This window comes from Photorhabdus machadonis, assembly GCF_052657765.1.
Genome location: NZ_CP199761.1, coordinates 2,162,972 through 2,184,665 on the forward strand (window position 1 = coordinate 2,162,972; position 21,694 = coordinate 2,184,665).

The window sequence follows — 21,694 nt, forward strand, 5'->3', positions numbered from 1 at the left end:
GTGCCGCTTAATTGCGGTTTTTTTGTTTCTGTTAATTAGGTGAATTATGTCAAAACAATGGATAAGAGAATGCCACCTTATCGTTGTAGACGAAAAGGGTGAAAAAGTAGATTTATCAAACCTGAAAATCATATTTAATATCAACAGAGCTGAACACTCCTATCCGGCTACGGGTGTTTTCACGATATATAACCTCAATGACGAAACCAGTAATAAATTACGCCGAAATGAGTTTAAAACAATTAAATTTGTCGCGGGCTATAAGGAGAACTCAGGACAAATATTTTCAGGCCAAATCCAATACACACATGTGAAAAGAGAAAGTGCAACCGATACCTGTGTTGTTATTCAAGCTGCGGATGGGGATGAGCCACACAATTACGCGACAGTCAATACCACTATTGCTGCTGGGTATTCACAAGCAGATTTAGACCATCTACTGATGCGTGATATTGCCAAATATGGCATTACCGCAGGTCTGCGCCCGGAATTCCGCAAATCAGCATCCCCCAGGGGAAAAGTGCTGTTTGGTATGCACCGTAATGAAGTTTCTAATCTGGCAAAGCAATGTGACGCTAACTGGCGTTACGAAGATAACCAGTTGCATATTGTGCCCAGGAATAAATATCTGACAGAGGCGGTTGTACTTACCTTAAAAACCGGTCTGATTGGTATGCCTGAACAGACCATTGGTGCTGGTATTAACGTTAAATGTTTAATCAATCCCAATATTGGCCCCGGCACATTAATCAGACTGGATAACCGATCAATCAAGCCGGTTGAACCTTCCGGCGATGAAACATCTAAATCTGACGATCATAAAGATGCAAAAGAGCAACCGTCAGCATTGGATTCTGACGGTGATTACATCGTCTTCAGCGTAAATTATTCCGGCGACATCCGCGGAACCGACTGGTACATGGAGATGATGTGTGTTGCTAAAAGCGATCACACATTGCTGAAGAAATTAAAGAGCGATAAAGATAAGGCAAACACCTGATGATAAATACTGATGAACGACTAAATAGACCCGAAGCGGTCTTTTTTTCTATGCAAGAGGTCATTAGCGCCGGATTGTATGTCTCTTTGCCCTGCATTATTCAATCATTTAACGCTGATGCGGTCACCGTAACAGCACAACCCGCCATCAGATGGAAAATCAGTAAAAAAGACGGTGAACTGGAATCCGTATCCTTGCCATTACTAGTCGATGTGCCCGTTATATTTCCAAGGGGCGGGGGAGTGACATTAACCTTCCCGGTAAAAGCGGGTGATGAATGCCTGGTGGTATTTGCTGATCGCTGTATTGATTACTGGTGGCAATCCGGCGGCATACAAGAGCCGGTAGATCCCCGACAACACAACCTGTCCGATGGATTTGCGATTATTGGCCCACAGTCCCAGCAACAAAAAATAGCCGATATCAGTGTCAACGCCGCGCAGCTAAGAAGTGATGATGGCGCGGCTTATATCGAACTCAATCCCGGTAGCCATAATGTAACAGTGATCACACCGGCAAAACTCATTGCCACTGCACATGGTGGTACTGAAATCACTTCACCTGAAATCACCTTAAATGGCAACGTCACCATTAACGGCAACTTATCACAAGGAATGGGGGCGGGTGGCGGTACAGCAACCCTGCAAGGCCCAGTGACAGTGAACAACGATCTGACCGCGGGCGGCATAAGCCTGATGAACCATACGCACGGTGGAGTACAAACTGGTAACGGTAGCACGAGGAAACCGCAATGAGATACCGAAGAGAAATTGACAACGACTATGTATTTGGTCGTGGAGAAGCGAGTTTTCTGATCAACTCACCGGAAGCGGTCGCGCAGGCGGTGAAAACTCGCTTGATGCTGCGCAGCGGCGAATGGTTTCTTGATGATCGGGAGGGAACCGATTACGACAAAGTACTGGGTAAAGGCACCTCGGGTTTCTATGACCTGATTATCAGACAGCGAATACTGCAAACGCAGGGCGTATCAGAAATTATCCACTACCGTAGTGAAAGAAACCCCAACACAAGAAAAATCACCATTACCGCCACGATTGACACGATTTATGGACAGACAGGAGTAACTGCTGATGTATGAAAGTATTATCACCTCAATGTTACCTGCTATTGATAAAAACGGGATCAACGCGCCTGATTATCAAACTATCTTAAATGGCTGGAAGGCGATATTCAGGGACATCTACGGGAACGATATTTACGTTGAATCTGACAGTAAAGACGGGGTTTTTCTGTCGCTGATAGCATACGTTATTCACGGTTGTAACAATGCCACCATTGCTTCCTACAACTCATTTAGCCCGACAACTGCGGTGGGTGAAGGACTTTCGCGCAGTGTCAAAATCAATGGCATTACCCGAAAAAGCCCCAGTAACTCGACTGTGGATGTATTGATAACCGGTCGGGCAGGAACCGTTATCCGCAACGCTTCCGTGCGGGATGACGCTGGAAACACCTGGTCACTCCCTGACGAAGTGATTATCGACACGCACGGACAGGCTATTGTGACGGCCATATGTCAACAGACCGGCGCGATTGGCGCACTGCCTCACACGGTTAATCAGATTGCTACGCCAACCTTGGGCTGGCAAACAGTGACAAACCCTGTTGCTGCCACACTTGGCCGGGGAATTGAATCCGATGCAGAACTGCGAATACGCCAGGCGGTTTCAGTCGCGTTGCCTTCACAAACTATTATGGATGGATTAATCGGTGCGATTGCCAACCTGCATGGTGTCTCACGTTATCGGGGATACGACAACGACGCGGATCAAACCGATGAAAATGGCATACCTGCGCACAGTATAACCATCGTGATTGATGGTGGAGACTCGAAAGAAATTGCTCAGACCATCTTAAAAAAGAAAACGCCGGGCATACCGACATTTGGCACCACTGCTGAAATTGTCACAGACAGTGCTGGCAATGAAAAAACGATAAACTTCTATCGTCCTACACTGGTGCCAATCTACATTGAAATTCAGATTAGACCCTTTGTTGGATACACCTCGGATATTGGGAATAGCATTCGTACAGAAATATCGGACTATATCAACTCACTTTACATTGGTGATGGGATATATGTTACCCGCCTGTTTGTTCCGGCAAACTTGTGCAATAAAAACGGCAGTCAGACATATGAAGTCCTGTCTGTGATGGCAGGTAAAACAGCGTCAACAACACATTCGGCGAACATCAACATTGCTTTTAACGAAGCACCGACTTGTTCACCTAAAAATATAAAAATAGTGACGGTGCTCGAATGAATAAATATATGAAACTGATTCCGGCGTATCACATGGAGGGTAAAAAATACGTCAGAATGCTTGAAGCGGTTACCGATATATTTAACCAGAGTGCACTGACAAATGATTTACTGATTAGCAGTTTTGACCTTGATAAAGCGGTGGGCAAACAGCTTGATATTATTGGTGAATGGGTAGGCAGAAACCGAACAATCCAGGCGCCGATTGAATACTATTATTTTTCCTTTGATATTCCCGAATTGGGATTTGATTACGGTACATGGAAAGATCGGTTTGATAGTGACAAAAGTTATATCGACTTGGATGACAACAATTACCGAATCGTGATTAAAGCCAAAATAGGGGAAAACAACTGGGATGGAACGGGGGAATCACTTAATAACATCCTGAGTTTCATTCATTCAAACCACAACATATCCATATCCTTTGAAGATAATTTAGATATGTCATTCACTGTGACTGTAAAAGGTAAATCAATTAGTACTATCACCAAAGAAATTATCCGTCAGGGTTATCTCTCCATTAAACCAATGGGAATAACGGTTAATTACCATGTCGTTGAGGGTTAGAAATGGCTAAAAATGACTTTAAAGCGTTTGCCACGGGTGAAAACGCGAATACATTATCGCAAGAAGAATATGAAAGCTTAGGTTTTATTGAAGAGGGATTTAAATCAGGAATAGCAAGAAGTGAACAGCTCAATAAAGTTTGGCGTCAATCCTCAATTATCGCTGCGGTGATTGGGAAATATATTGCAGAAAAAACGGGTGAGGATGTTATTGATGATGGAGATCTTGAAAAACTCGTCGCGCAATTAGACTTGGCATTAAAACAAAAAATTACGGCGGAAATCCCGGATGCATCGCTTACGCGGAAAGGGATTTCACAACTTAACAACGCGACAAATTCTGACAGAGAAGATCAAGCAGCGACACCGAAAGCGGTGAACGATGTTAGAAAAATGGCCGAAGGTAAATTAAGTAGTGTTGCTGATGCTACGTTAAGCCAGAAGGGGATTGTACAGTTAAGCAGTGCTACTGATAGTGCGAATGAAACCTTAGCTGCGACTCCTCGAGCAGTTAAGGGTGCGTATGATTTTGCAAATACGGCAAATGTAGCGGCTAAGAATGCGCATGATGAAGCTAATAGGGCTACAGATAATGCTAATAGCCGGTTGGCAAAAAATCAAAACGGCGCAGATATCCCTAATAAAGGTGAGTTTATAAAAAACCTTGGTTTAGCGGAAACGGTGAGTAAGGCCAATAATGCGGTGCCGGGCAGCCGGAAAGTAAATGGTAAGGTGTTGAGTGGGGATATTAGTTTGAATGCCGGGGATGTGGGGGCATGCAGGGCGTATAGCGGCTCGATCAATACCGGTGGTGGCACATGGACTACTAAAGAGTTTATCGTATGGCTTAAGCAAAACGGGGCCTTTGATGTTCCATGCTGGATGTGTAAAGGCTCATGGTCATATGCTGGCAATCGCATAATCAACGATACGGGCTGCGGTAATATCTTTCTTGCTGGGGCTGTGGTTGAAGTCATGGGCGTAGAATCTGCAATGACGATCCGTGTTACAACACCGACGACAACAAACGGAAACGGTATCGCAAGCGTACAATTTACTTATATCAACAATGGTGAGACGTACTCTCCTGGTTGGCGTAGGGACTATAACACCGCAAATAAACCTACCGCCGGGGATGTGGGGGCTTTTCCGGGATTCATTTTTGTCAACAATATCCCGACACGTAGCTATGTTGGGGCCTGGGGCGGGTCCGGGAACGGGAGTGCGAAGTGGGCTAAAGGACTTAATATCGGCACGGTGGGTAGTGATGTAGGCCAATTATTCATTGATAGCGATGGAAATCTTTATGCATATTTTTTAAATAATAATGGCTTTACAAGAGGGGGGGTGGTCAATTCCCACCCAGTTGGCTCACCCATCCCGTGGCCGCAACCTAATCCTCCATCAGGTTACCTGACGTGCAACGGCCAGGCATTTAATAAATCTCTATATCCGCAATTAGCAGCAGCATACCCATCAGGAACACTGCCTGATTTGCGCGGCGAGTTTATTCGTGGTTGGGATGATGGCCGTGGTGTGGATAGTGGCCGTGGGATTTTGTCGTGGCAACATTACGATATCCATAGCCATTCACATGGTGGCGTTTTTACTGGAGCTCTTGAACGAGAATCACATGGTCGTGGTGGATGGGGTGCTATGAACACAAATGGAACGACAGAAGCAGCAGGAGGAGCAGAAACCCGCCCCCGAAATATCGCATTTAACTACATAGTGAGAGCAGCATAATGACAGAACAAAAATACGCTTTAGAACATGAAACAGCCGTATTGGCTAAAGATGGTTTAGCGACCCAAGCAGGCTGGATAAAGGTTTATCATTCGAATCAAATCACACGAGAATTCACGAGCTCTAATATTGAATATGTGATGCTCGGTGTCAGCTTATCAGCCAGTGCTTATCCCGATGCGCCAGAGCTTCCGAAATCTGATGACAAAGCGGTATGTCGTAGTAAAGACGGAAAGTGTTGGGAAATACTTCCTGACTATCGCGGAAAAATTGCTTACGACACGCTGACTCGTGCACCGACTGAGATAACGGAAATTGGGGAGTTACCCGATACGTTAACCTTCAAAAAACCCCCAACTGATTTTGATAAGTGGGACGGTAAAGAGTGGGTAGTTGATAAAGACTTACTCAAAGCTCATCAGATTAACGATGCAAAACAACAGCAAGCCACACTGTTACAACAAGCGAATGAAACACTTTCATTACTCCAAGACTCTGTTGACTTAGAAGTCGCGACAGAAGCCGAAGAAGCAGCGTTGCTTGAATGGAAGAAATACCGGGTATTACTGAGCCGTGTTGATACTTCACTGGCGCCTGATATCGAATGGCCGAAGATGCCAGAATGATAACAATAAGGGCTGCTTATGCAGCCCAATGACAATAATAAAATATCTTATTTTATTTGCCTCCCTCGAGATTATTCCCACCTATTGTGCTTTATTCTGCCATTTCGTTATTCACTGAGGAAGATCATTTTAACTTTACAGGCTCAGTATTCTGCCTATTAGTTGTAGATTACACCATCTGAGTTTGTATTCTCAATCAAACTGGATTTTAAGATGTTTACCCCATTCTACAGTAGGAGCATAGACAGAGTTTTTTACCTGTTAACCGTTCTATTTAACTTTAATACTAACAGGATGAATATGAGGATCAGCGAAATAGACAGTAATTATCAGGGATAGCAGTTATAAACTCATCAGTTTCTTACTTGTTTGTGTAAAACAGGGAAATAATAGAATTAAAGTCCAGCTGGCCATATGTCATCCCGATAGGGGAACAAATAAGAATGATTATGCCGAGGCCAATAAGAAGAACTCCATAAATATATAAATTACAAAAAAATAGGAGAGGCCAATATTAAAATTTTATCTAGCCAAAATCTTCCCTGGAGATTATCATATACCTTTACGTCACGTAATTTAGAATAAGCTAATATCTCGGTAAAGCAGAGTATTGTAAAAAGGTAAGTTCTAAATACCCTTTAGTAACCTAACTATCGATTACACAAAACATGCTAAAATTACATGGTGTGTAGTAAACAAAAAATTTATCGATTCATACTGTCCTAGATTTTCTAGCAGCTGATCAAATAGCAGATAATATTCCTAAGAGGGTTTACTACAAAGAAATAAGACCCTGACTACATAACAGAGCGAAATAAGAATTTCAGTAGAAAAATCATGAAACATAGCTCATTAACAGACAATAAAGGTAAGAGTAAGCAAGAATCATGAATATTATGATTACAAATTTTCATACAGGAAATGGTGGTAGTCATACCACATATATAATGAATATAGTTAAGTATTTTGATTATAACAAAGGGAAACTATTTATTGCTTGTCTACCAGAAAGTAGATTATACAAAGAGCTTATCAGCTCTGGATTCAATAATGTTGTTCCACTTTATTTTTTCTGCAAACTCAATAAAATTAAACAACTCGTAACAACCTGTAAGACCTTGTCACATACTGCAAAAAAACAAAAAATTGACGTTATTCATACTAATGGAACTTCTGATAATAAGATCGCTATCCTAGCAAAGGTTCTTTTTGGAGTAAAAAGTAAGATAATTTATACAAAACATAATCATTATTTTGTGTCCTGGTTATCCAGAATCAGGCTGAAAAAATTCAATGAAAAAATCACCTTTGTTAGTGACGCCCCCAGAAACCAATGTTCCTCTTTTATCTCTGACAAACAGGCGATTACCATAAAAAACGGTGTTAGTAAATAAGATTTCATAATTGTGCTACACCCATTTTTTGTCTTCCTGGCTTTTGCTGTGATGAAAACGATGCCAAAAAGGCATCAACATAATTCAGTAACTGCCACATAAATTGACAACAATGATTTCGCGTTATTGTCTCATGGAGCGATTGCCATAACCGTTCTATTTTATTTAGCCACGGTGAATAGACCGGTAAAAACAACAGGGTAAATTTTGGATGTCGTGCCAGCCAGTCCTTTACCTTCTGACTTTTATGAATACAGTAGTTATCTAAGATTAATGTGAGGGTTTCCGCATGGGGATATTGATGATTCAGTTCATCTAACATTTTGATAAATAAATCAGAATTCTTTTTTACTCCTTTAACATAGGTGATTTGCTCTGTTTGGGCATTAAGGCAGCCCGCAAGGTAATGTTTTTCGTTTTTTCCCGGGGTGATAACCCGTTTTTGTTGTCCTTTGAAGCACCAGTCCGCGCCGATTTTCGGGTTTAAATCAATATCCACCTCATCTTCATAAAAAACGGGATGTTTTTCTGAAATGTTCGCTTTGGCTTCCGCGATCTTTGCCATTTTCTCATCGTATTCGGGATCAGGTTGTTTCACTGTGGGTGCCGCTCTACGCCAGACAATCCCCACCTGAGCAAAGTAACGATAAAGGACATTTTGCGTCAGAGAGAGGTTGAGTAATTCATTGAGGGTATGAGTCATGAGTTCAAGGCTCCAGCGAGAGCGGAGATAGCCTAACTTTTGGGGGGATTGCTGTAATAAGAAAAGTAAGAGGTTATAGAGCGGGGAGAGATCCCAGACAACAGGTCGGCCAACGGGTAAACTTTCGAGTCCTTCCAGCCCATATAATGTAAACCACTGAACCCAACATTTTCTATAATCCATGAACTGACAGCATTCTTTGCCAGGGTAGCGGTTTAAAGCATTAAACGGGATTCAATCTGGTAAAAATCGGGCATATTCATATATCAATAAATAACCAAGATGATGATTTTGAGAGGAGTACATTAACCATGAGGGAATTATGAACATCTTTTGGGTGATAAATCGGCGGATTTGCATAGCCCCATTTGATAAGCCGATATGGTAAATCTGGTAGATTTGTTGTTGGTCATCTCATAACAGATTCTGTACATTTCTTTGAAAAATTAGCCTTTGAGCCAATATTTACCGAAACTAACAAAAGTGAAGTATGACCGGCTGATTAAAAAACTGGCGGAAAACCCGCAGATCCTACCGGAACCGGATACAAAGCCCCTTGGTGATGGGCTTTACGAAATCCGTACAATGGGTAACGATATCGTTCGCGGCATTTTGGATTTATGAGGTTGGTAGCAAGATCTATATGCTCCGTATCTTCATTAAGAAAACCCAAAAGACACCAAAAAACGAAATTGAGCTAGCTAAACGAAGATTGGAGGAAATCAAACGTGAAATTGAAAACTCATGACGAATTACACGCTGAATGGATGAAAGACCCGGAGTACTGTGTAGCATACGAGGCAGAAGAGCGAAAAGAAAAATTACAGGCGCTGCTGGCTGAATGGCGTCGCAATGCAGGTATCACATGCGCCCAAGTAGCCGAACGTATGGGGGTTAAGCCGCCGATCGTCTCTCGCATGGAAAGCAATATAAATAAGGCCAGCATAGATACCCTCGCTCGTTATGCCCGAGCTTGCGGTATCGAAAAACTCCAAATAGCACTTTAATTTTAGCCACATCCTCCGGTATCTTTATCATGAAATTTGATTAAGATACCGGGCATTAGGATTAACGTATTACGCGATAGTGATGTTCTCCATCCTACAGAGGCTGCCGTAAAAGCTAACCCTTTCAGCTAAGATCTGGGTTTCTATTCCAAACACAGATCCTCTATGACCACATTCTTACGACAACTGATGCATTCCGAACAATCACTCCCTGAATTTTAGGCGTGGACCTGCCGTGATATCCCATTTTTCAACATCATGTACTGGAAAATCTCTTAACCATTATTTTGACATCGTTCACTTGAGATAAATAAATTCACTTCATGTGTATATGTGTGTATATTGATCTCAGGTTGGGAGGATATATGAAATCAACTGACCTGATAAAAGAGCTGACTGCCGTTGGGTGTGAACTTAGAAGGCATAACGGAGGGAGTCACCAAATTTGGTGGTCACCTATAACCGGAAAGACATTCTCGGTCCCGCATCCTAAAAAAGATCTGCCTATCGGCACCGTCAAATCTATAAAGAAAATGGCAGGGATTTAATCCCCGCCGACTTTGGAGGTCATCATGTTTTTCTCAGTAGGTGTTGAGTTGCCGAAAGACGAAAATACAGCGTATGGTCTGGTTATTCCTGCGCTGTGTACCGAAGATTATGGCTGTTTCTCTGCTGCTGACGATAAAGAAGATATTGCAATAATGGCGCGTGAGGCTATCTTGTTAACAGTAGAAGATATGGTCGCAAACAGCAGAGCCGTTGAACAAATTCAGGATGCCGGCTATTTGGTTTATGCAAAAAATACAGAATATCAATATGTTGATAGCTGGTTTTTTATCGATGTTGATTTATCTGAGTTTTCTGGAAAACAGCAGCGTATTAATATCTCACTACCAGATACACTTATTCAGCGTATTGATAATCGTGTCAAAGAAAGTCCGGCACAATATCGAGACAGAAGCCACTTTTTGGCTGAAGCGGCAAGACATGAACTCAGTTAACACTATGGTGCATGGATGCGTCATAGTGTTAAAACGTGTTCAATAGCTCCCCCTGTAATATCGTATGAAAGTAAAGCTCGAATCATAAACACTGCGTCGTCTTCGTGGATCAGTAAATAAGAGTTATCAATAAAGACATTTTCCGGATCATTTTTGCTTATGCCACTGGCCTACGAATTTACATACTCCGTACATTCACCAAGAACACACCAAAAAACCCAGCGTCAGAAATAAAACTGGCATTGCAAAGGTTAGAGGAGATGACAAATGAAAGTTAAAGGCATTCATTGGTCAGAAGTCAGGGCGCAAGCCCTTTCATCCCCTGGAGCTCAGGCCGCTTATGAAGCAGCCAAACAGGAAGAGGAAATCTACGAGCTGATACAGAGCATAAAAAACAGGGCGGGCATTAACAGTTCACAGTTAGCCGAAAGACTGGGAATTACCCCACCGGCAGTAGCTAAGGTTGAAAAAAAACCAATGAAAGCCAGTGTTGCGACACTTGAACGCTATGCGGCGGCGTGTGGCGTCAACCTCAAAATTAGTATAGCTTAACTGCTGCCCACCTCTTGGATATTAAATGACTGCTCCCCGCCGTAAAGAGGCTGCCGCAAAAGCTAACCCTTATCAGCTAAGATCCGGGTTAATATTCCAAACGAGCCCCTTGTATTAACACCCTCTGAAAGGAAGGGGCTTCCCGCGAAAAGCATGGTGAGACAGTTGTTGGTGATGGATTCTCATTTTCAGTTATTGCGGGTTCATGGCAATAGAATGCAAGTCGGCGTTGATAAATGCAGGTTGTCACACTTAGTGGGCAGATAATAGTTTGAAACGGTTTCGGAAATCAAGATACGGTTAATCTGTTATAATATCTATTGCTATTGCACTAGAATAACCAAATAGGTTAATATTTGTTTTATGGAAAAACGAACACCACATTGTAAGTTATCCGTTGTCAAAACCTTGATCGAAGCCAGAAAAGTACGTACCACATATACAGCGCTAGCTGGTGCGAATGAGCTGGGACTTGAGTTCTCCGACATGCTAGCCATAGTGATGGCGCTCACGCCAGCGGATTTCTACAAGAGTATGACGACTTACGCTGATCATACGGTCTGGCAAGACGTATACCGACCAAACACACATGTGGGTGATGTGTATCTGAAGCTGACGGTCATTGATGACGTGCTGATCGTGTCCTTCAAGGAGCTATAAACATGAAATGTCCTTTTTGCAGTACAGCGGAACTTATCCACGACACGCGCGATCTACCCTATACATACAAGGGCGAAACCACAATCATTTCTGCTGTAACGGGCGACTTCTGCCCTGCTTGCGCCGAATCTGTTTTGGACGCTGCGGAATCAGAGCGTGTTATGTGTGAAATGCGTGCATTTTCGAAGCAGGTCAACGCAGCTATTGTCGATCCTAGCTTCATTGCTCGTGTGCGTAAAAAACTCGCACTTGACCAGCGGGAAGCCTCTGAAATCTTCGGCGGTGGTATTAATGCTTTCTCGCGCTACGAGAATGGCAAAACTAAGCCGTCGCTAGCTTTAGTGAAGCTGCTTAAGGTGTTAGATCGTCACCCCGATTTGCTCTCTGAAATCAGGACGGCGTAATTCCGTCTTGCACCACTGGAAATTGTGCCAGCGCACTATGAAACACTCTCAACCTGGCGGGGATTAAATCCCCGCCGATTTTCTGTCTTTCATACACAAATCCCTCGGAGCTCAGGCCGCTTATGAAGCAGCCAAACAGGAAGAGGAACTCTACGAGCTGATACAGAGCATGAAAAACAGGGCGGGCATTAACACAGTTCATAGTTAGCCGAAAGACTGGGAATTACCCCACAGGCAGTAGCTAAGGTTGAAAAAAAACTGATGAAAGAGTGAGAAGGCTTACCCGATTGCTATCAATTGCAGGGGATCAATATAGGCGTTGATGAGTTCAATTGCAGAATAATCATTCTCTTTTTAATCATGTTTTCTATAACTCATTAATTCACAGTAATCCTTGTAAAGTCGGCTTTTAAAAATATTAAATGGGACTAAATACGGTAAGAATTAGCTATATCCGTGCATTTAATAATTATCTTATTTACTTTTTCCCTTTATTGTGATTTATTGATGCATGGTGTAAGTTGAGATGGTATGTTTATATACTACGTGGGTCTTCTATATTATAGGTAAAGTATTCAGGTTTTAGATATCAAAGATAAAATAATTAGATTGCGCTTATTCACATGATGAAAAATACATAGTATAGTATTAGTAGAAAATTTGACTGGATGAAGAAATTGAATCTCAACTTTTCTTATTTTTCGAGAGCTAAACTACTTTTTACTACTATACGATATCCTATTGATATATAAATATGAAATTTACAAAAGCCCACCTAATCAAGCTATTACCAGTTGTTGCACTCTTCATTTTGTGTCTTCTAGCCCATATCGCTATGGGTTATCGTTTGAAAATAGGGTATGTATTCGCTATATTCTTTATTTTCCTATTGCTAAACAAGGTCACCATCATTTATAGAGTCCTTCTTGTCGTTCTTGGTATAGCAACTCTCATTTATGCCCCTGTAGGGCTGACATACGGATCACCAAACTTCAACTCAATTCTTTCGTTATTCTATACAAATAAACAAGAAGCCAGTGAGTTTATCTCTTCTATTCCAATTGAACATTATCTTTTTAGTGCGCTTATCTTGATGTTTTGCTTTTTATCGTTAAAGGTAAGCATTAATTTATATAAAAAGGTTAATGTCTTTCTATTTTCTTTTGCATTAATTACAATAATACACCACCCTTTAAAATCCTTTATACAAGGCAAAGAGTTTAATATCTTTGACTCAGGTCTTCCTGAAATCAGAGTAGTCAAAGATGTTACTATCAACTTTATAAGGGTAAAAAGTGAATATAAAAAAATGCAGGAAATATTGAGAGAGAAAGATACGTGGGGAACAGTATCAGAACAGTCCAAATATAACACTTACGTCATGGTTATTGGGGAGAGTGTACGTAAAGATTTTATGAATGCATATGGATTCCCGATACACAATACGCCTTTTATGAGCACAGTGAATGGGACGCTCTTTACAAACTATATCTCAGCAGGCCCATCAACCCAGATATCACTGGCAAACTCACTAGCAATGGTCAAAGATGGTAAAGAGATCTTAAGCAATAATATTGTTACACTGGCGAAAAAAGCTGGCTTTTATACCTATTGGATATCAAATCAAGGTTCGATGGGGTTATTTGATACTCCGGTTGCCAGTATGGGAGCCAGGGCCGATTCTCCATTATTTATTAAAAAAGGGGAATCCAGTTCTGGCCTTAACAGAAATATGCCTGATACCAATATAATACCTATTGTGAAAAAAGTCTTAGAAGATAAGAAAGAGAAAAAATTAATTGTTATCCACTTAATGGGATCACACTCTCCTGCTTGTACCCGAACAAATTATGAATACAAGGTGTTTTTTAAGTCAGAACAGGTTTCTTGCTATATACAAAGTATTGAAAATACTGATAACTTACTGTCAATAATTACTGATGAAGTGCAGAAAAATGAGAAGAATTGGTCCTTGATGTATTTTGCTGATCATGGAGTGTCTTTCTTTGAGAAAGATACTAAGAAAATGAGACTTGCTCATAACGATAAATATAAGCAGAACTATCAGGTTCCCATGTTTATTACTTCCTACGACGATACATCACGGAAATTTATTAATGCTCAACGAAATTCAATGAACTTCTTAACACTATTTTCAGAATGGACAGGTATTAAAGAGCCTACAATACCTGAAAATTGTAAAATGTTGTCTAATGAAATGTGTGAAAACCAAGATGATGTTTTGAATTTCAGCAATAACATCATGAAATACAGCTCATTACCAGAAGATAAAATTCCAAAATGAATTTCATGTTGTAAAAAATACAAACAGAATTTGTGTTGAACCTGATTTTTAGATAAAATTAACAGGTAATAGTGATAAGGTTAGATTAATTTATGAAAGCTAAAAAAATTGTTCTTGTAGCCTACGATATGCCGGGCTTCGGAGGAAGAGAAACTGTATGCAAAAAATTAGTATCTCTATTGTCAAAAGAGAGTCTACAATTAGATATCAGTTTTATTTTTATTAATGATATCCGCCAAGAATCTGTTGAAATAGATGATGGATGGTTAAATGGAATGTCATTTCATCGCATTCATTCTAAGATATATAATACAAAGGCCCGTAGAATACACTTTGCCTTTTCATTCTCTAAATTTATGATAAAAGAAAAGCCGGATATCGTTATTGCAATAGATCCACTAAGTTGCTACATAACAAGTTTGGCGAAAAAATTAATTTTTTCTAAAACCCCTATATTCTCATGGATTCACTCTTCTCTTGAACAATTGTATAAAAGTATTTATGCAATAAAAGCCGATTATCACCTTTCTATTAGTTCAGGTATAACTCAGCAATTTATTGACAGAGGTGTTAACCCAGATAAAATTTTTACTATTTTTAATCCTGTTTCTCAGAAAAGCAAAATTATTCCCCGGCCAATCGGAAATATAACTAAATTTCTATATGTAGGCAGATTAACCGACGATGATAAGAATATTAGTGGTATGTTTGAGGCATTATCGCAAGTTCATGGTAATTGGGAATTAAATATTGTTGGTAGCGGTCGTGATGAAAAAACATTACGTAGCGTAGCGGATCGTCTAAATATAACTAGCAATATAATATGGCACGGGTGGCATAATGACCCATGGGGCTATATTATCAATGAAATTAAAGAGATTACAACACTATTATTAACTTCAAATTTTGAAGGATTCCCTATGGTATTAGGCGAGGCTAATTCTCAAGGTATATATTGTATAAGTTCTGACTGCAAAATCGGCCCCGCTGATATTATAACCAATGAAATTAATGGTGAGTTATATCCTGTGGATAAACTCTCTGAATTAATAAATAAATTACAGAACATAGTTGACGGAAAAAAACTAACTGACAGCTATACAATAAAAATGGCGATTTCTAATTTATATGATTCAAACTATTTAAAAAGAGTGAAATTAGCACTTAACATTTAGTATAATCAACTAAATAATATAAAAGAGATAATAATGCAAGTTCCACATTCACATTTTGACAAAAAATTATCAATCATAGTTGCAGCACATAACTTAGAAGATTTAATAGGAAAATGCTTAGAAAGCATAAAAAAGTGCCTATGCAAAGTTTCTTCTGATGATTATGAGGTTTTGCTGATAGATGACAGCTCTTCTGATTCGACTCCATTAATCTTAAAGAAGTTTTCAGAGGAAAATGAATCCTTCATTTATATAAGAAAAGAGTTTAGGAGCTTAGGAAAAGTAAAAAAATATGCGGTAGAGATAAGCCATGGAGAGTATATAACATTCGTTGATGGTGATGATTTCTTATCTGATTTTTCTATGAGAGAAATTTTAGATTTCTTGGCATATAAGAAACCAGATATGTTTATTAGTGGATTAAATGAAGTAAGAAAAGAATCGGATATAATAGAAAGGTCAAGATTACTGTCTTCAATAAAAATTCTTAGAGATGTAGCAATAAAAAAATTCTTAATTCATAAAAAATTTCAGGCACATTCATGTGGGAAGTTTTTTAGGAAAGAATTATTTTATGGAAATAATTTCCATGAAGTTCCTTTTTATGAAGATGCATTGTTATTTCCTTTGTTATTGATCAAGTGTAATAATATTCATTACACTGAGATGAAATACTATAACTATATAAAAAGAGAGGGGAGCCTATCTAATTCCATTAATGAAGTTAAAGTGAATATAATGGCAGAGGTTATCTTAAAAACTGATAAAACTTTCGGGAAAAAATTTAGGAATCTTACGGCTTGCCATGCTATAGAGCTTATCTATAAGTACGGAGATAAATTATCAAAGGAGTATTTTGATTCTATTTATGAGGTAATAAATAGTCTGTCTACATTAAGATTTATATTAGACTCTAATGTTCGATTTAGTTTTAAAAGAAAATTTCTGAAAATAAGAAAGAAATAGAATTTAAAATGGTGGAAAATTCCACCATTTATTTCATCAAGGGATGAGCTTGGTATTATATCTGTAAGCAAATATCATCATTCGTAATATTGGGATTCATAACTATGAAGCCACTGCTATTTGGTGGAAGAATTTACGATATATTTATTATTATTGATGAAAGTAGATATTGCTCCCTGTCGGTCATTTTTTGTAGAGGGAAAGATATTGAAGTATAGCAACTGACCGCCTTTTTTGAAAAATGTATTTACTAGTCGAACTCTCTGTACATTTATAAATAAAACACCTAAAACTCCATCAGAAAAAATTAAGTTAGCATTGCACAGATTGAAGGAAATAACCGATAAAAGTTAAAGGTATTCCATTTTCAGAAATGAGAGTACAAACTCTTTCATCCCCTAAAGTGTAGTGGTCCAATAAAATCCTATTGGGATAGGCTCTTATGTTTCGTAGTTACACTCCCGCCAGCCTTAGGTATGCGTATACATACTAACACGAGTAAGGGCTGGGTAGTTTTAATTTAGCCAATACTAGGCTGTGTCCCGCAATTCATTTGGACTGGCTGAAGGTGAAGAGAAAACGTCAATCTCGTTCATTTTTTGAACCATTAATCTGCATTTTTGCTATCAATCACCGAGAAAACTGCATGGTTTTCCACTGTGCAGACAATTGAGGGACACAGCCTAATATTGTTATTGCAGTAGATGGAGCAGGCTTTAAGATGAGTGGGATTTATGTGTTAAGCTGATTACCAGTTTAGTTAACTTGCAGAGTTATTATGACCCTGCAAGCTTTTTTATTTTTTCATTATTAATACATACTTCTTGTTCTTTGGCATAGGTACACTAAGTAATATCTTTTCTTTTGAAGAAATCTGTGGCTCTCCTTTATCTCTTATCTTAATAAATCGAGAGATAATAAACTTATTAAAAATATTTAATTTATCTTTGCGAGAATGAGAAGGTAACCAAGAGCCGTTGAAATGATGTATTGAAAAGTTTATCATTCCCGATTCTGGGGTACAAAAATAATTAGATGGATAGATAATCGAATTGCTATTTAAATGGGTTTCTTTTGTTCCATCATAAGGTGGTGATAAATTGAATTGTTTTGAAAAATAACGAGTTATCTTTATTATGTTGGTTTCTAAATCCAGCCCATTAGGTATCTCAAAATGTATATCATTATATTGTTTTAGTAAACTACCGATAATATTGTTTCTTCTTTCTGCACCCATGACCGCCGAGGTAATAGGATAGTATTCATCGCCTTTTTCATAGCAACTAAAAAAACTCAATCGCAAGAATTTGTCTATGTTTCTGGTAATTTCAACATCAGTGTCTAAATATACACCACCTTCATGATATAGTGCATATAGCCGTAAATAATCAGAAACAAAGGCCCATTTCTTGTTGAGAAACGCCTCTTCCATATAAGTATTTCTAATTTTTTTTAAACTTTCATTGTTCCATTCAACCAGTTCATAATCAGGTAAGAATTTCTTCCATGTATCTATACAATCTAAAACAAACTGTGGCTTAGGCTTATCACCAACCCATACATAGTGAATTTTCTTAGGTATCATTTGCTCTTGCTATCTCAAAATGTAAATGTAGTCTCTATCTGCTGTTAGTGTACTGGTAGGTAATCCCACTATCAACTTCACCTAAACAATCCAATTATGGGTATTAACTTCACACTTCTATAACCCCAACACTCTTCCTCCATTTCAAAACTGATTTCTATTCATGAAAGCCTTAAATGTTCGCTGGATATCTATAGTACCGATAATAAGTGGGATGGTAAAGAGTGGATAATTAACCCAAATTCTGGATAAGAAATTGACGAGAAGCCTGTTCTAGGGGCAAAGTTTTGGTGCACACTAAAAATAGCTCCGAGGTGGAACAGGCTATGGACAAGTTAGTTGAAATTTTCTGTGATGTCGATGATTTTTGCCGCTTTTTCATCCCTCAATGGGAACAATTTTGTCTCGATAGCGGGCATCGTTTACGCCGCCCACAAGGTCACATGTATCCCAGTGAAATCATGACCATTTTGATCCTTTTTCATCTGTCACATTACCGTGATATTAGCTCAAAGGCTAATTTTTCAAAGAAATGTACAGAATCTGTTATGAGATGACCAACAACAAATCTACCAGATTTACCATATCGGCTTATCAAATTGGGCTATGCAAATCCGCCGATTTATCACCCAAAAGATGCTCATAATTCCCTCATGATTAATGTACTCCTCTCAAAATCATCATCTTGGTTATTTATTGATTCGCGGATATGCCCGATTTTTACCAGATTGAATCCCGTTTAATGCTTTAAGCCGCTACTTTGGCAAGAATGCTGTCAGTTCATGGATTATAGAAAATGTTGGTTTAGTGGAAACGGTGGATAAGGCCAATAATGCGGTGCCGGGCAGCCGGAAAGTAAATGGTAAGGTGTTGACTGGGGATATTCGTTTGAATGCCGGGGATGTGGGGGCTTTGCCGATTTCGAGTACATTAATCGCTCAAACAGGCACCTTAAGAATCAACAATGGATCGGATTGGCCGAATATCGAATTCAGAGCAGCAAACAAGCATTTTATCGGCATTGAAGGAACCGGCGGCGATTATTTGACAATATACGCTAATAATGAAAACGGCAATCGCAAATATAACTTACTAACCCCAGCGAAAGGCGGCACGTTAGCAACACTTGATGATATTACTGTTAATGCGGTACCGAACAGCCGAAAAGTGAACGGCAAAGCGTTGACCGGGGATATCAATTTGAGTGCCGGGGATGTAGGGGCACAACTTAAGGGCAATTATGCTTTGGCCGGAACGAGTTATACGAAGGGGGAATCGGATAGTAGGTACCAAAAGAGAGGGCTGATGCAAGGATGGAGACGAATCGGCGGAGGTGGTGATAGAGGTAGTTCTATCTCACTAAGCGAAGATATTAGGGGGAAATGTGTTTATTTACATACTGTTAACCCAGGGATGCTTTTACCTTTACAAATGCCTCCGATCGATAATGTTTCTGTTGGTGCTGGATATGGATTAACCGGATGGATCGTTGTGCACTCGTCAAATGGAGGTCATTTATTATCTATAACAGAAGGAGATTGGGCTAGTATAGTAGAGATCTACCTCACTGATTGAATCTAGGCTGCGTCCCTTAATTATTTAACCGCCTGTAAAAGAGTCGAATACAGCCTAATTTCACCATGGACAAATAGTGTCGGGCGGTTTTTTCGTAACGGGTTGCAATACGCCGATTTCCTTTCAGAAAACCGAAACAGCGTTCGACAACATTGCGGTTACGATAAGCCGGTTCATCAAATTGCGTACGACCATCAGAACAGCCTTTTTCATTGATTTTATAAGGAATTACGCTCTTGATCTTCAATTTACGCAGATAACCGCGAAGCTTTCTACTCGAGTACCCTTTGTCTGCCAGCACCGCTTTGCCGCGCCGTTTCAGGAAACCATTTTTGCGTTGTATACCAATGCCGTCGAGCAAAGGGATGGCGGATTGACTTTCATGAGCTTGCCCAGCGGTCAACATCAGGTTGAGGGGAAAACCCTTTCCGTCGGTTGCCAGGTGGATTTTGGTGCCATAACCACCGCGTGAGCGACCCAGCGCATGATCGTCAGTGATATCGGGATGTTTTTTTTCGCGCCTGCCGCATCTTTACTCGCGCGAATATTGCTGCCATCCAGGCAAATTTCAGCCCAGTCAATCGAGCCTTTTTCATCCAGAATGGACAGTAACCAATTAAATATCTTGTTGATAATGCCCGATTTTGACCAGCGATTAAATCGGTTATAGACCGTTTTCCAAGAACCATAGCGTTCAGGTAAATCACGCCACGGTGCTCCAGAGCACAAGACCCAGAACATTCCATTCATCACACGGCGGTGTTCAACATGTGGACGTCCTGCCCGCTCTGAATGGACCGGAGGTAAACAAGGTTCTATCACTACCCATGCGTCATCAGGAATGTCGTAACGTGCCATCATCTTTTTCCCATATTGAAAACAGTTTAGATGATAGTACTATCAATTTACATTAAGGGACACAGCCTAGGAGTTGTATAAAATACAGGGTCTGGGAGCTAATTGCTCCCTAAAGTCATTGTTACCAAATAAATTTATTTCGGTCTTTTGAATACTTGATTTGATTATTATCTTTTGGTGTATACACAATACTATTGTCTGGTATATCATTATTAATGAAGCTCATAGCACCTATCATTACATTATCACCTATGTGTAGATCGTCGCCAATAATGCATGAATTAGCTCCGACAGTAACATTATCACCAATATATATCAATCCTTTTTGATTGGATGAAACGATACCTATAGTTGTATTTTGCCGCACATGAAAATTTTTACCGATCACAGTTTCATACGCAATTACCAATCCTACATAGTGTCCTATAGAAAGACCGGGGCCAATTTTGGCACCAATACCTATTTCACATCCGTACTTAGCTTGCAATTTTCTGTGTATATATTCAGCAATCCTGATTGATTTATTTGAATGATATAAATAGTTAGCCAGCCGCCACCAGAAGTAAAACCTACGTTTAGGATTTTTCCAAGCTCTTCTTATAACTCTATCCCATGTGAATTTCTTTGTACCGGAACATATCACCTCTGCTACCAGACAACATTTTAAATGCCCAAGACTGGCATAGTCGTATTTATCCATTATTACCCTCCAATGATTTATGGTGAGTATACCAATATCAAAGTCTATTTTTTATCATTTTATGAGAATAAAATCAGTGGTAAAACAGCCAACAGGCTAGGTTTAAAATGGGCTTTAAAATTACTTAAAAAAGACGATACATTCGTTGTTTGAAAGCTAGATAGACTGAGGCATAGTGTAAAGTATCCAGTCGATTTAATTTCTGGCTTAAGCGAATGTGGTATTCACTTTCAAAGCCCACTGACAATATCGATACAAGTACAGCTATGGGCCGGTTTTCCTTTCATGTAATGAGTACATTGGCTGAAATGGAACAGGAATTGATTGTTGAAAGGACGAATGCTGGGTTGATAGCAGCTCGTGCTCAGGGAAGAATTGGCGGCAGACCAGTATCGTTACTCCAAGACTCTGTTGACTTAGAAGTCGCAACAGAAGCCGAAGAAGCAGCGTTGCTTGAATGGAAGAAATACCGGGTATTACTGAGCCGTGTTGATACTTCACTAGCACCTGATATTGAATGGACGGAAATACCAAAATGATATCAACAAGGGCTGCTTATACAGCCCGATGACAAAAATACATAT

General features: G+C 39.7%; 22 protein-coding genes and 4 pseudogenes. 22 read left to right on the forward strand and 4 right to left on the reverse strand.

Going from position 1 to position 21,694, the window contains the following annotated elements:
• The first annotated feature begins 46 nt into the window (after positions 1-46).
• The 8 genes from ACUN2T_RS10330 to ACUN2T_RS10365 all read left to right on the forward strand — a co-directional run bounded on the left by ACUN2T_RS10330 (position 47) and on the right by ACUN2T_RS10365 (position 7,619).
• Complete coding sequence (locus ACUN2T_RS10330; RefSeq protein ID WP_445497378.1) at positions 47-1,000, forward strand: phage protein; 954 nt, start codon at positions 47-49, stop codon at positions 998-1,000.
• Entirely contained in the window at positions 1,000-1,755 is a 756-nt protein-coding gene (locus ACUN2T_RS10335) for a Gp138 family membrane-puncturing spike protein (protein ID WP_445497379.1), read from the forward strand. The genes ACUN2T_RS10330 and ACUN2T_RS10335 overlap by 1 nt, the downstream gene beginning before the upstream one ends.
• Positions 1,752-2,099: a hypothetical protein gene (locus ACUN2T_RS10340; RefSeq protein WP_350306270.1), complete on the forward strand. Its 348-nt coding sequence runs from the start codon at positions 1,752-1,754 to the stop codon at positions 2,097-2,099. The genes ACUN2T_RS10335 and ACUN2T_RS10340 overlap by 4 nt, the downstream gene beginning before the upstream one ends.
• Positions 2,092-3,285, forward strand: coding sequence for a baseplate J/gp47 family protein (locus ACUN2T_RS10345; protein WP_445497380.1), 1,194 nt, complete (start codon positions 2,092-2,094; stop codon positions 3,283-3,285). Before ACUN2T_RS10340 ends, ACUN2T_RS10345 begins: the two co-directional genes overlap by 8 nt.
• Entirely contained in the window at positions 3,282-3,854 is a 573-nt protein-coding gene (locus tag ACUN2T_RS10350) for a DUF2612 domain-containing protein (protein ID WP_445497381.1), read from the forward strand. Before ACUN2T_RS10345 ends, ACUN2T_RS10350 begins: the two co-directional genes overlap by 4 nt.
• Before the next feature lie 2 nt (positions 3,855-3,856).
• Positions 3,857-5,599, forward strand: coding sequence for a phage tail protein (locus ACUN2T_RS10355; protein WP_445497382.1), 1,743 nt, complete (start codon positions 3,857-3,859; stop codon positions 5,597-5,599).
• The gene (locus tag ACUN2T_RS10360; protein WP_445497383.1) at positions 5,599-6,225 is read left to right on the forward strand and encodes a tail fiber assembly protein; all 627 of its coding nucleotides are present in this window, start codon (positions 5,599-5,601) and stop codon (positions 6,223-6,225) included. Before ACUN2T_RS10355 ends, ACUN2T_RS10360 begins: the two co-directional genes overlap by 1 nt.
• A gap of 887 nt (positions 6,226-7,112) precedes the next feature.
• Positions 7,113-7,619 carry a glycosyltransferase gene (locus ACUN2T_RS10365; protein ID WP_445497384.1) on the forward strand — a complete coding sequence of 169 codons (507 nt, stop codon included), beginning with the start codon at positions 7,113-7,115 and terminating at the stop codon, positions 7,617-7,619.
• Between the two features lie 4 nt (positions 7,620-7,623).
• On the opposite strand, the pseudogene ACUN2T_RS10370 reads toward ACUN2T_RS10365, so the two are convergent.
• Positions 7,624-8,487, reverse strand: a pseudogene (locus tag ACUN2T_RS10370) (IS630-like element ISPlu16 family transposase); the annotation flags it as partial.
• Positions 8,488-8,775: 288 nt separating this feature from the next.
• On the opposite strand from ACUN2T_RS10370, the pseudogene ACUN2T_RS10375 reads away from it, so the two are divergent.
• The 11 genes and pseudogenes from ACUN2T_RS10375 to ACUN2T_RS10425 all read left to right on the forward strand — a co-directional run bounded on the left by ACUN2T_RS10375 (position 8,776) and on the right by ACUN2T_RS10425 (position 16,392).
• Positions 8,776-9,070: pseudogene (locus ACUN2T_RS10375) on the forward strand (type II toxin-antitoxin system RelE/ParE family toxin).
• On the forward strand, positions 9,051-9,329 hold the full coding sequence (locus ACUN2T_RS10380; RefSeq protein ID WP_445497385.1) for a helix-turn-helix domain-containing protein: 279 nt from the start codon (positions 9,051-9,053) through the stop codon (positions 9,327-9,329). The pseudogene ACUN2T_RS10375 and the gene ACUN2T_RS10380 overlap by 20 nt, the downstream one beginning before the upstream one ends.
• Positions 9,330-9,694: 365 nt before the next feature.
• Positions 9,695-9,877: a type II toxin-antitoxin system HicA family toxin gene (locus ACUN2T_RS10385; RefSeq protein ID WP_445497386.1), complete on the forward strand. Its 183-nt coding sequence runs from the start codon at positions 9,695-9,697 to the stop codon at positions 9,875-9,877.
• Positions 9,878-9,901: 24 nt separating this feature from the next.
• Complete coding sequence (locus ACUN2T_RS10390) at positions 9,902-10,330, forward strand: type II toxin-antitoxin system HicB family antitoxin (protein WP_445497387.1); 429 nt, start codon at positions 9,902-9,904, stop codon at positions 10,328-10,330.
• 182 nt (positions 10,331-10,512) lie between these two features.
• On the forward strand, positions 10,513-10,608 hold the full coding sequence (locus ACUN2T_RS10395; protein ID WP_445497846.1) for a hypothetical protein: 96 nt from the start codon (positions 10,513-10,515) through the stop codon (positions 10,606-10,608).
• Positions 10,598-10,882 (forward strand): helix-turn-helix domain-containing protein, encoded by a 285-nt coding sequence (locus tag ACUN2T_RS10400; RefSeq protein WP_445497388.1) that lies wholly within the window; start codon positions 10,598-10,600, stop codon positions 10,880-10,882. The genes ACUN2T_RS10395 and ACUN2T_RS10400 overlap by 11 nt, the downstream gene beginning before the upstream one ends.
• 363 nt (positions 10,883-11,245) lie before the next feature.
• Positions 11,246-11,542, forward strand: a complete 297-nt coding sequence (locus tag ACUN2T_RS10405; protein WP_021325247.1) for a type II toxin-antitoxin system MqsR family toxin — start codon at positions 11,246-11,248, stop codon at positions 11,540-11,542.
• Positions 11,543-11,544: 2 nt separating this feature from the next.
• Positions 11,545-11,946: a type II toxin-antitoxin system MqsA family antitoxin gene (locus ACUN2T_RS10410; RefSeq protein WP_445497389.1), complete on the forward strand. Its 402-nt coding sequence runs from the start codon at positions 11,545-11,547 to the stop codon at positions 11,944-11,946.
• Positions 11,947-12,700: 754 nt separating this feature from the next.
• Complete coding sequence (locus ACUN2T_RS10415) at positions 12,701-14,251, forward strand: sulfatase-like hydrolase/transferase (RefSeq protein WP_445497390.1); 1,551 nt, start codon at positions 12,701-12,703, stop codon at positions 14,249-14,251.
• 92 nt (positions 14,252-14,343) lie between these two features.
• Positions 14,344-15,426, forward strand: coding sequence for a glycosyltransferase (locus tag ACUN2T_RS10420; protein ID WP_445497391.1), 1,083 nt, complete (start codon positions 14,344-14,346; stop codon positions 15,424-15,426).
• A gap of 33 nt (positions 15,427-15,459) precedes the next feature.
• A complete protein-coding gene (locus tag ACUN2T_RS10425) occupies positions 15,460-16,392 on the forward strand; it encodes a glycosyltransferase family 2 protein (RefSeq protein WP_445497392.1) in 933 nt (310 codons plus the stop codon).
• A 796-nt stretch (positions 16,393-17,188) separates the two neighbouring features.
• Here the strand turns inward: ACUN2T_RS10425 and ACUN2T_RS10430 are convergent.
• Positions 17,189-17,977 (reverse strand): glycosyltransferase family 32 protein, encoded by a 789-nt coding sequence (locus ACUN2T_RS10430; RefSeq protein ID WP_445497393.1) that lies wholly within the window; start codon positions 17,975-17,977, stop codon positions 17,189-17,191.
• Between the two features lie 326 nt (positions 17,978-18,303).
• On the opposite strand from ACUN2T_RS10430, the pseudogene ACUN2T_RS10435 reads away from it, so the two are divergent.
• Together ACUN2T_RS10435 and ACUN2T_RS10440 are read left to right on the forward strand one after the other, a co-directional pair.
• Positions 18,304-18,480, forward strand: a pseudogene (locus tag ACUN2T_RS10435) (IS982 family transposase); the annotation flags it as partial.
• 313 nt (positions 18,481-18,793) lie between these two features.
• Positions 18,794-19,552 (forward strand): hypothetical protein, encoded by a 759-nt coding sequence (locus tag ACUN2T_RS10440; RefSeq protein WP_445497394.1) that lies wholly within the window; start codon positions 18,794-18,796, stop codon positions 19,550-19,552.
• Between the two features lie 16 nt (positions 19,553-19,568).
• Here ACUN2T_RS10440 and ACUN2T_RS10445 read toward each other — a convergent pair.
• Both ACUN2T_RS10445 and ACUN2T_RS10450 read right to left on the reverse strand, forming a co-directional pair.
• A protein-coding gene (locus ACUN2T_RS10445) for an IS5 family transposase (protein WP_445497847.1) occupies positions 19,569-20,410 on the reverse strand; the annotation gives its coding sequence in 2 pieces (ribosomal slippage) (positions 19,569-20,068 and positions 20,068-20,410; 843 coding nt in all).
• Between the two features lie 121 nt (positions 20,411-20,531).
• Positions 20,532-21,110, reverse strand: a complete 579-nt coding sequence (locus ACUN2T_RS10450) for a serine acetyltransferase (protein WP_445497395.1) — start codon at positions 21,108-21,110, stop codon at positions 20,532-20,534.
• A 60-nt stretch (positions 21,111-21,170) separates the two neighbouring features.
• On the opposite strand from ACUN2T_RS10450, the pseudogene ACUN2T_RS10455 reads away from it, so the two are divergent.
• Positions 21,171-21,649, forward strand: a pseudogene (locus ACUN2T_RS10455) (recombinase family protein); the annotation flags it as partial.
• Between the last annotated feature and the right edge of the window lie 45 nt (positions 21,650-21,694).